This is a genomic window from Waterburya sp., from assembly GCF_058530065.1.
Window position 1 is genome coordinate 1 of record NZ_JBZNBU010000072.1, and the last position, 9696, is coordinate 9696.

The window sequence follows — 9696 nt, forward strand, 5'->3', positions numbered from 1 at the left end:
ACTATTTTGCCTAATGGAGTATACCCTCAAACCAAATGGGCTTGCGGTACGAATTTGGCTTATATCGGCATTCAGGTAGATGCCCGCACGGGAAGAGTAATAGTATTGTCTGCTATTGATAATTTGATTAAAGGTCAAGCTGGTCAAGCCGTACAATGTTTGAATTTAATGATGGGCTGGGATGAAGCGGTGGGATTGCCAAGATTAGCCTTTTATCCTTAAAAAATTATCGATTATGAACAAAAAGGTTTTATTTTGTTTGAGTAGTAGCTTATCCTTTTGTTTATTAGCATTTCCAGTTAAAGCTGAAAGCGTACTTGCCAAAATTCAACGGACAGGAGTTCTTAATGTTGCTATTCGAGAAGATGCCGCACCTTTTGGATATTTAGATAGTGGCGGTAATTTGCAAGGGTATTGTTTGGATTTTTTTGTATTGTTAGAAAAACAGTTAATTCAAACCTTAGAACGCAATACTTTAAGTGTAAAGTTGTTCGAGTCAACAGCTTCGACTCGCTTTTCTTTAGTTAGTAATGGCATTGTCGATCTAGAATGTGGGGCGAATACTATTCGTCCTAATCCACCAGAAAAAACTAGTTTTTCAACAGCATTTTTTACTACAGGGACTCAATTTTTGCTCGATCAAAAAAATCGTAGTCGCTTAAATCTCAATCGCAGTCTGAATGAAGTGAGATTGGGAGTAATTGACAATACCACTACAGAAAAATACCTAACTGAAACTTACCCAACCGCTACTATACAAAAATTCAGTGGAGTAACTGCTAGAAGTAGAGGAGTCGAAGCAGTAGCTCAAGGTAAAATAGATGCCATGGTCAGTGATGGAATTCTATTAAGAGCTGAAGCACAAAAACAGGGATTATTATCTTCTAATTATCCTTTGATTCCTGAGACTCCTCTAACTTGCGATCGCTATGGCATGATTATTAAAAGTGAAGATTCTCAATGGCAGAATTTGATTAATTCTGTGATTGGTAGTTTGGAGATGGATATTTTATCTCAGGCTTGGTTCGATAGTTATCTAGAAGAGCAAACAATTGCTCTAGATCGCTGTAGCAAAACTGAATAATCTAAATTGTAAGTATGTAAATTAATCAATCAATTAGAGGTATGAAAAATAGCTTATCGTGCCAATATTCATAAATTCCGCTTGCTTTACCCAATCCTTGTTGGGGCTTAAAAATTAATAAACGAAAGGTATTGATTATCATGCGAATATTGGTGAGGATAAAAACTTTTTGACTGCCATATTTTTCGAGATGAATTAAATAGCTTTTAGTAATATGACGGTATTGTTGGAAAATATTACGACTAGTAATCGATGAGGTATCGTGTATAACTTGAATGGTATTAGTTACTGCTATTTGCTTTCCTTCTCTACCGTAGCGCAAGCAAAAATCCAAATCTTCATAGTACAAAAAATAACGCGGATCGAATTGAGGAAGCTTGGGAAAATTAGCCAAATTAATCAATAAGCTACAACCACTTACCCAATCAGTTTGATAATAATCCTCAGTTAAATCTTCTGGTAGGCGATTGACAATAGTTAAAGCAGCTGTATTAGGGGTAAAAGTTCCTCCCGCAGCTGTCAGTTTGCCCTCAGAATCCCAGACAGTCGTACCTAAAATCGAAATTTCTGGATGTTGTTGTAAGAATGCGATCGCCAGACTAGCAGCCGATATTTTAGTTTTAAAATATGTGTCGGGATTAATCAGCCAAACAATAGCGCGATCGTTTTGTTGAGAAATCCAATTCACCCCCAAATTACAAGCTCTACCAAAACCCAGATTGTCTTTTGCTTCTAGAATGAAAATCGAATCATTAGCTAAATTTAAAACATCTTTATCTTCAGGAGAGTTATTAACAATAACTACTCGTTCTCGATCTGAATAAATTAAAGAGTTTAATAGGCGTTTTATTAAATCTAGTGAATTATAGTTAACTATTAAAAAATAAAGAGCGGTATTGTGGCAACTAGTCATTATCTGGTTTGTTTTTTTAATTAAGCTAAATGATAACTAATAACGTTTCTATTAAAATTGATTACGGATAGTTCGGGGAAATAGGGCAATAGGGAGATAGGAATAGATTTGTAGCGTTATTTTGGAAAATTGAGATGATTACTAATTGCTAATCGCCTAAATCTTTAAGTAACAGATAAAACTATTCATTTTTAAAAATATACCCCACCTCCGAGGGAGATAGGGAAGAAAAACGAGTTATTAGCTAACGTGAGTTTTGCTTAACAAGATGAAGACAAAGCAAAGCGATCGATAGCAACAAATGTTTTATTGGGCAGATGATTCTGTTTTAGATGCGATCGCTATTCAACAGGGTATCTTAGTCAAACGGGCTGCGGGTATTTATTCTTTCTCCCATCTAACTCTGCAAGAGTATTTAACTGCTAAATATATTAGCCAAGATAACAGACGAGTAGAATGTTGACGCCAGTTAAATAAGGATTTAACCTTGCGATCGCTCTCACTCTAACTCAATCAAATAAATTAAAATTTCAAATATGCCTCAATGATAATTCTATGAATGCTCTTACCCTAGATCTCGAATCCATTGAATTAACTCAAGAACAGTTTTACCAACTGTGCATTAATAACCGCGATCTACACATCGAACGTAATGCTAATGGAGATTTAGTAATTATGCCCCCAACAGGGGGACAAACAGGCAATCGTAATGGTCGATTAATTCAACAATTGTTTAATTGGTCAGATAGTAACGGTACTGGTATTGCTTTTGATTCTTCCACTGGCTTTATTTTGCCTAACGGTGCAAACAGATCCCCCGATGCTTCTTGGATACCGCTAACTAAATAGAATGCACTGACAGATCGAGAAAAACAAAGATTTTTGCCTTTATGTCCCGATTTTGCGGTGGAATTATTGTCTCCCAGCGATAATTTAGCCAAGACTCAAGCCAAGATGCAGGAATATTCAGATAATGGCACGATCTTGGGTTGGTTGATTAATCCAGTACAACAACAGGTAGAAATATATCGTCAAGGGAAACAACTAGAGATTTTAGATAAACCTAATAGTTTATCGGGGGAAAATGTATTGTCGGGGTTTGTTTTGGATCTACAGCCTATTTGGTGATACAGAATTAAATAGCGATCGCACCAGTACAATAGAAAACCCTATTACCAATACCACCATCAGCCGTAACCGTAGCCACATCAACAAAACCAGCACTTACCATTAAAGATTCCAAATCTTGGGGTTGATAAGTAGTAAAACCGTGTTGGGTTAATTTAGTTTGTGCCAAAAATTCAGGGGAATTGTAGCAGATAATTAGCTTTCCTTGAGGTTGCAAAAGACGTTCGCACTCCTCTAATACTTTTTGCGGATTCGACCAAAAGTAAATTGTATTGACAGTACAGATTTTAGTAAAAGTATTATGTTCATAGGGCAAACTTTCTCCAATAGCTTCCTTGAGTTCGAGATGTCCTTTGTTTATTGCTGGGGAGAATTTTTTACTAGCCATCTCAATCACGTCTATTTGAGGATCTATACCTGCAATACGACTGGGAATTTGACTATTAATAATCTTTTCTAACAAATATCCCCCACCAAAACCAATTTCTAAGACAGTATCTTTTGACTGAAGATCTAGCTGTTGAAAGGTAAAATCATTCATGGTGGCATTGCCTTTGTTAAGTAGCTTCATTAGCAAGCGACCAAAAATACCAGATGGATAACCTAATTGTTTAGCCAGAAAAGCACGAATCATGATATTGCAGATAAATTCAGATCTTATAAAAAATTGTAGAAATTTGTAAGACGATCGCATTATTGCCCAGGCTTTTATGGCACACGATGCGGTTCATGTCATAACTGGGATGGATATTTCTCCCGAATCAGAGATTATTTTGGATACTTGGCAATTTTGGGCGACTTATCCAGGGGAAGACTTTTGGGATTCGATGCGAGTTACTAAAAAGATTTTTAGCGATCGCGAATTCAATCAGCGGATTAAGGATATTATTACTGCTAGTTCCCTCAAAGACTGGTTGTGGTGGCTATGGCAGTGCTTTATTCCCTGTTGTAGGGCGATTGCGAAGCTAGCCGAAGGCATCGCCTTTTCTTGGCAGATGACTAAAAAATGGCATACCTATGACTTTCAGGAATATTTAGATGTGCCGTTAGTGAATATTCGCGCCGAATACAACATACAAATAATAAGTAATAAGTAATAAGTAATAAGTAATAAGTAAGTAATAAACAATAATTATGTTTGTTCCAAGAGAATTCAGTTCTAGTCCTTTTCAAGAACTTAATCCCAGTACCTATCGATTTACCGTACCCAGTTTTATAGAGATTGACGGGCGATCGCTTTTATTTCTCAAAAATCAGCAAGAAACTCCTGTTTTATTCCCCGATGGCACGATTTTAGTGGCTACTCAGGGAGTAATTGATTACTTTGGACAGGTAGAAGGAGGTAAATATTTGCCCAATCTACCCGAAACAGACCCCTTTATCAACTTGCCTGTAGGAGAAAATCGGCTTGATAATACTGCTACCTTTGCCGACTTTGATCGCGATGGTAATGCCGATCTCATTTATAGTGCTGGTGGGGAAATTGCTTATTATCGTCTGGATGAGAATAATATTTTTCAAGCGGTTACCGATAATCCCTTGGCAGATTTTACTCAGGGTGGAACAATCTCCCACAGCGCGATCGATCTCGATGGCGACGGCGATTTAGATGCAGTTGTTAAATCTACTAATAGCGACAACGCAGCATTTTATCTCAATAATCAGGGAGTCTTAAGTCCCTTTACAGGGGAAGTTAATGTACCCAGTGGGATTAATCTCAATAACCCCGAAGCCATCTTTTCCGTTGATGAAGATAATGATGGCGATCTAGATGTTATTTATCACAACAACGACGGTACTTTAAGTCTGTTTCGCAATAACAACGGACAGTATAGTGCGGTTGCCGAGTCTAATAATCCCTTTGCAGGTGTCGATCTGGCTGGTGGTTTTCCTGGTTTTGGGGATATGGATGGGGATGGCGATCTAGATTTGTTGGTAGGTAATGTTAATGGTGGTTTAGATTTTTATGAAAACCTGCAAGTGTCAGGAGATTTGACTCCTATAGCTGCGAGCGATCGCTTTGAAGTTTTTAGTCAAAACTCCCAAGAACTAGATGTACTATTTAACGATTATGGCGCACAAGGACAGACTTTAAGCATTAGTACGGTTGATGAAACTTCAGCTTTAGGGGGAACGATTGCGATCGCTGATAATCGTCTTATTTATACGCCTCCCCAGGGAATTAACAATCCCACCGAAGATAGCTTTAGCTATACCGTTACCGATGAAAGCGGTCAAACCGATACAGCTACCATAACCCTAACTATTTTTCCCCGTTTGTTTGTTCCCCAGACAGGAGAAGACAACCCTTTCGATGGTTTTGATGTGGGTACGGATTCGACTCCTCTTTTATTTGACTTAGATTTTGATGGGGATTTAGATCTCTTTTCTGGTAATGGAGGAGGAACAATTGATACTTTTGAAAATGATAATGGAGTCTTTATTCCCTTAGAAGGAATGGATAACCCATTTAATGGTTTGCGATTGGGTAATTTTGGTACTAATTCTGCGATCGCCATAGCGGATTTCGATCGGGATGGAGATGTAGATTTTGTCGGCGGTTCGAGTGCAACTAACGATGAATTGGAATATTTTTACTATCGCAATGACAATGGTTCTATTACTAGGCTAACAGACGACAATCAACCCATTGAGTATCTCAAGTCCATTGGCAGTAATATTAAACCCGTAGCAGTAGATTGGAATAATGATGGTTGGATCGATCTCTTTTCCACTGATAGTAATGGCTTACTGCACTATTTTCAAAATCAATCGGGAACTTTAATCGAAGTTAACGACTCAGCGAATCCCTTTCAAGCAATTAATGAGGCAGGAGAAGGACAAGAGTTAGATATTGGCAGAGATGCTTCTGTAGCTTTCCTCGATTGGGATCTAGATGGCGATTTAGATCTAATGGTAGGTCAACGTTTGGGAAGTATTATTGCTTTACGTAATGATGGTGGCAGTTGGACGAGATTAACGGGACAAGACCATCCTTTGGGAGAAAATATCGATATTGGTATTCGGGCAACTGTAGCTGTCGGAGATGTAGATAATGATGGCGATGTTGATTTAATTGCAGGTAATGACGACGGTACTTTTCTTTATTGGTCGGCTTCTGGTAGCGATCTAGTTGATAATTCCCCAGCAAACAACGAATCAAGTTTAGATGCTCCAGGCAATACAGTATTTCGTTTCTTTAATGAAGCAGGATTTCATTTTTATACTACCAGTACCGAAGAACGAGACTATATTATTAACAATCTCAGTAACTATCAATATGAAGGTGGTGCTTATGTTGCAGCCGATCCTTTAACCGAAAAACCTGAAATTGTCCCCGTATACCGTCTATTTAATAACGATACTGGTTCGCATCTTTATACTACTAGTCAAACAGAAGTCGATTTTGTCCGAGCCAATTTACCCAATCTAACTTTTGAAGGAGAAGTATTTCATGCCTATGATTCTCAGGTTGAAGGTTCGATTCCGATCTATCGTTTCTTTAATGATGCTGGCAGTCATTTTTACACCCCATCATCCGCAGAAAGAGATTATGTAGACGAAAACTTGGACAATTACCAATATGAAGGTATTGCTTACTACGCCGATCCTCTTCCTGCAAATGCAGATGTACTTTGAACTTAATTTATTTAATTACCTGTGAACTTTTCATCTATTAATCAATTTCTTTCCTTGGCTATACAGCAGCCTTGGACGGCTATTTATACCAAGTTCGTAGCGATCGCCTTATTCTATGGGGCAACCGTACACATCAGCAATATGTTGGGATTAACGGGAACACCTTGGTTAACGACTCCCTTGTTATGGCGATCGCTCGATATATTGTTATTAATCTTTAACTTGGTAACGGCGATCGCATTATGGCGCGGTTTAGGTTGGTCGATTTGGTTGCTGTTTGGGGGAATTACTTTACTTCAGATATTGCCCTATACAGTATGGCGATCTCAGTTTGTCCTTAAACCTGGAGATGGGGAAATTCTCAATGGATTATTGGGTACAGAAATTTTACTTTTAAGTATTCTTGGCATTCTACTCTGGCTGAGAAAATAAATATCACCCTGCATAAACAATTTTCCTTCGACATATTGAGTAGGTGTCAGAAATAATCAAACCTTTATCAAATCTAGAAATAACCAATACAGATATTGAGGACTAGAAATATGGTTATTGCAGCACCCACTTTAAACTTTAAACCCAAACAAGCTACTCTACCTGTTAAAAGCTTTTTACAACGCTTGATGCTAGTTACCGACGGTAGAATCACCGATATAGTTCAAGCCTATTCGGGAGAAACCGTAGAAGCAGTCAAACTTCACCAAAAACTAATTAACTGCGACGCTAAATTTTCTTCTCTCCAGTTAGAAAAAAAACAACAAGTAATCGAGCGATCGATCGTACTTCAAGGAACGACAACTAAAACCAACTATTTATATGCCGACTCTTACTTAGTATTAGAACGTCTCGATCCTGAAATACGCAACCAGTTGATTTTTAGTCGCCAACCCATCGGCAAGCTACTGAGAGAAAACAAAGTTGAAACCTTCCGCGAAATTATTGACTGTGGTATCGAACCTGCTGGTAAGTTAGCCAAATATTTTGATATCGACACGAAAGCCGAGATTATTTATCGCACCTATCTAGTTTTAATCGATGGCTTGCCAGTTATGCAAATTACTGAAAAATTCCCCAGCAGCCATTTCATTTAACATTTATCATTCAACATTTATCATTTTTCGCTGTTCGATCTCCAATCTTAAGTTAATTAGCCTATCACTACCATTTATTGAGGAGAAGTAATTATGCCTATTAACCAAATCGCTACTAAAGTTTGTATCATTGGTGCGGGTCCCGCAGGGTTATTAATTGCGAATATTCTACGTCAAAAACGCATTCCCTGTATTGTCATTGAAAAATACTCCCAATCAGAAATTTATGCTCGCTCTCGCGCTGGTTTAGTTGATAATAAGACAGTAAACATTCTTCAGCAATATGGTTTGAGCGATCGCCTGTTTGAAGAAGGTACTCCTCACGGTAAATGTGAATTTCGCACTCCCAAACAAAGCTTTATTTTAGATTACGCGCAAAAATGCCAAGGTCAAACCCACTATACCTATCCCCAACAGGAATTATTAGTGGATTTGATTGAAAAATTAGAACAGCAAGACGGCACAGTTTTATATAACACCCAAGGTATTGAAATTACTAATAATCAGCACGGTGCTTGGGTGAAATGCGAACAAAACGGCAAAAAATTAGTTATTAAAGCCGATTTCATTGCAGGATGCGACGGTTTTCACGGTGTCTCTCGCGCTTCTATTCCCGAAACCATTACCAAACCCTACGGTAAAAACTTTGACTATGCTTGGTTGGCAATTACTGCCGAAGCACCACCTTCTACCGAACATATCATCTATGGCTTGCATCCCAATGGTTTTGCAGGACATATGTTACGCAATGAAAAAATCTCTCGCTACTACCTACAAATCCCCATGACAGATAAGGTAGTAGATTGGTCTGACGATCGCATTTGGTCTGAGCTTCAATTAAGATTGGCGCAAGATGGCTGGAAACTAACGGTTGGCAAAATTATCGGCAAACAAATCTTAAATATGCGTAGTTTTGCCCTCGAAACCATGCAACACTGTCGCTTATTTTTGGCAGGAGATGCGGCACACATCATGACTCCTGCGGGGGGTAAAGGAATGAACCTGGCAATTCAAGATGCTCATGTTTTGGCGAAGGCTTTTGTTAGCTACTATCGTCGTCACGACAATCTTCCTTTAAAAAATTATTCGGCAAATCGCGTTCCTGTTGTCAAACAAATGCAGCAGTTTTCTGAATCTTTACTCCATATGATTAATGTCCAAGATCTGAATACTGAGGCGGGTAAATCTCAACAACGAGTCCAAGAATTCAAGCGATCGCAACTAATTAATTCGGAAATTTATGCCCTCGATTTCTCTCGTAAATATGTCGGTTATATTCCAGGCGATCGAGTAATACCTAAAAAAAATACAACAGAAAAAAAGCCAGCTAAACTGAATCTTGCTGAATTACCACCTTTAATTGTGGGATAAATTAATAAGTAATAAGTCATAAGGGTAGTTTTATTTTGATCTTCAATAAAGCCACCCTTTTTTGATTCATAAACATTGACGAGTAACAATTAACTATCAACAATTAACTATCAACAAAATTTATATATGCCAAAACTTAGTTAATTTTTTGCGTCTTTGGAAGTTAACTGCAACTAGAGAATCGTGACTGAAAGAATATTCCGAACCTTCATTATGAATTTTATCTACAGTCTGAGAAATTACTTGATTAATTTGTGGTTGATATTCAGCAATATACTTTTCTTTTAACTGATTGTATTCTTCTTCAGAAGTCGCGTACAAAGAAGTTACCACATCGTTATTGAGTACTAAAGCACAAACATCAGATAAGTTGATTCTTCTAGCTGCTTGGGGATATTTATTATTTACACAACTTACTGCTTCCTTGATTACTTGAAACTCGGCTACATTTGCCAAATCGATAGTCGCTAAAA

General features: G+C 37.9%; 8 protein-coding genes and 4 pseudogenes. 9 read left to right on the plus strand and 3 right to left on the minus strand.

Going from position 1 to position 9696, the window contains the following annotated elements; genetic code table 11:
* A pseudogene (gene argC, locus AC33VI_RS04755) lies at positions 1-222 on the plus strand (N-acetyl-gamma-glutamyl-phosphate reductase); the annotation flags it as partial.
* 13 nt (positions 223-235) lie between these two features.
* Entirely contained in the window at positions 236-1084 is an 849-nt protein-coding gene (locus tag AC33VI_RS04760; RefSeq protein WP_491781122.1) for an amino acid ABC transporter substrate-binding protein, read from the plus strand.
* Positions 1085-1109: 25 nt separating this feature from the next.
* On the opposite strand, the gene AC33VI_RS04765 is transcribed toward AC33VI_RS04760, so the two are convergent.
* Positions 1110-1997, minus strand: a complete 888-nt coding sequence (locus AC33VI_RS04765; RefSeq protein ID WP_491781123.1) for a glycosyltransferase family 2 protein — start codon at positions 1995-1997, stop codon at positions 1110-1112.
* A gap of 319 nt (positions 1998-2316) precedes the next feature.
* Here AC33VI_RS04765 and AC33VI_RS04770 point away from each other — a divergent pair.
* Both AC33VI_RS04770 and AC33VI_RS04775 read left to right on the plus strand, forming a co-directional pair.
* A pseudogene (locus AC33VI_RS04770) lies at positions 2317-2445 on the plus strand (hypothetical protein); the annotation flags it as partial.
* Between the two features lie 107 nt (positions 2446-2552).
* Positions 2553-3125: pseudogene (locus AC33VI_RS04775) on the plus strand (Uma2 family endonuclease).
* Positions 3126-3132: 7 nt separating this feature from the next.
* Here the strand turns inward: AC33VI_RS04775 and AC33VI_RS04780 are convergent.
* Complete coding sequence (locus AC33VI_RS04780; protein ID WP_491781124.1) at positions 3133-3759, minus strand: class I SAM-dependent methyltransferase; 627 nt, start codon at positions 3757-3759, stop codon at positions 3133-3135.
* Positions 3760-3835: 76 nt separating this feature from the next.
* Here AC33VI_RS04780 and AC33VI_RS04785 point away from each other — a divergent pair, with 76 nt between their 5' ends.
* From AC33VI_RS04785 to AC33VI_RS04805, 5 genes are all read left to right on the plus strand, one after another.
* Positions 3836-4222: a hypothetical protein gene (locus AC33VI_RS04785; protein ID WP_491781125.1), complete on the plus strand. Its 387-nt coding sequence runs from the start codon at positions 3836-3838 to the stop codon at positions 4220-4222.
* Positions 4223-4259: 37 nt separating this feature from the next.
* Positions 4260-6764, plus strand: coding sequence for an FG-GAP-like repeat-containing protein (locus tag AC33VI_RS04790; protein ID WP_491781126.1), 2505 nt, complete (start codon positions 4260-4262; stop codon positions 6762-6764).
* Between the two features lie 21 nt (positions 6765-6785).
* A complete protein-coding gene (locus tag AC33VI_RS04795; RefSeq protein ID WP_491781127.1) occupies positions 6786-7196 on the plus strand; it encodes a hypothetical protein in 411 nt (136 codons plus the stop codon).
* A 110-nt stretch (positions 7197-7306) separates the two neighbouring features.
* Complete coding sequence (locus tag AC33VI_RS04800) at positions 7307-7852, plus strand: chorismate--pyruvate lyase family protein (protein ID WP_491781128.1); 546 nt, start codon at positions 7307-7309, stop codon at positions 7850-7852.
* Between the two features lie 93 nt (positions 7853-7945).
* The gene (locus tag AC33VI_RS04805) at positions 7946-9223 is read left to right on the plus strand and encodes a 4-hydroxybenzoate 3-monooxygenase (RefSeq protein WP_491781129.1); all 1278 of its coding nucleotides are present in this window, start codon (positions 7946-7948) and stop codon (positions 9221-9223) included.
* A gap of 120 nt (positions 9224-9343) precedes the next feature.
* On the opposite strand, the pseudogene AC33VI_RS04810 reads toward AC33VI_RS04805, so the two are convergent.
* Positions 9344-9696: pseudogene (locus AC33VI_RS04810) on the minus strand (hypothetical protein); the annotation flags it as partial.

Bases quoted from the DNA above. Each gene is read 5' to 3' on its own strand.
- AC33VI_RS04790 (WP_491781126.1), top strand. From the start codon at position 4,260: ATGTTTGTTCCAAGAGAATTCAGTTCTAGTCCTTTTCAAGAACTTAAT.
- AC33VI_RS04785 (WP_491781125.1), top strand. From the start codon at position 3,836: ATGGCACACGATGCGGTTCATGTCATAACTGGGATGGATATTTCTCCC.
- AC33VI_RS04765 (WP_491781123.1), bottom strand. From the start codon at position 1,997: ATGACTAGTTGCCACAATACCGCTCTTTATTTTTTAATAGTTAACTAT.
- AC33VI_RS04780 (WP_491781124.1), bottom strand. From the start codon at position 3,759: ATGATTCGTGCTTTTCTGGCTAAACAATTAGGTTATCCATCTGGTATT.
- AC33VI_RS04805 (WP_491781129.1), top strand. From the start codon at position 7,946: ATGCCTATTAACCAAATCGCTACTAAAGTTTGTATCATTGGTGCGGGT.
- AC33VI_RS04800 (WP_491781128.1), top strand. From the start codon at position 7,307: ATGGTTATTGCAGCACCCACTTTAAACTTTAAACCCAAACAAGCTACT.
- AC33VI_RS04760 (WP_491781122.1), top strand. From the start codon at position 236: ATGAACAAAAAGGTTTTATTTTGTTTGAGTAGTAGCTTATCCTTTTGT.